This is a genomic window from Microbacterium sp. C448 (genome assembly GCF_000582705.2).
Taxonomy (GTDB): Bacteria; Actinomycetota; Actinomycetes; order Actinomycetales; family Microbacteriaceae; genus Microbacterium; species Microbacterium lacus_A.
The window spans coordinates 1-288 of record NZ_HG779842.1 but is presented as its reverse complement, the minus strand read 5'-3'; the positions used below and the strand labels follow the sequence as shown (position 1 = coordinate 288).

Sequence of the window (288 nt, the reverse complement as noted above, 5' to 3'; positions counted from 1 at the left end):
GGTCACTGAGCCTGTCGAAGTGACCCGTCCGACCCGACGACCCTGACAGCACCGCCTCCGCGTTCCGGTAGACTTTCGGATGCCGCGCCTCACCGCGGTGGATGGACCAACAACTGAATACACCATTTTTCGGCATAATTCCGCCGAAATTCGGGGCTGTAGCTTAGTGGTAAAGCCTCTGTCTTCCAAACAGATGATGCGAGTTCGATTCTCGTCAGCCCCTCCATCGCCCCGATGTTCGGCCGCAGGCCGAGCGGCGGGGCAATCGTGTTGTGGGGAAGCGAACGG

General features: G+C 60.1%; 1 tRNA gene. It reads left to right on the top strand.

Features of this window, described 5'->3' with window-relative positions:
• Positions 1–152 precede the first annotated feature (152 nt).
• Positions 153–226: transfer RNA gene (locus MIC448_RS16190), tRNA-Gly, on the top strand.
• Positions 227–288 lie beyond the last annotated feature (62 nt).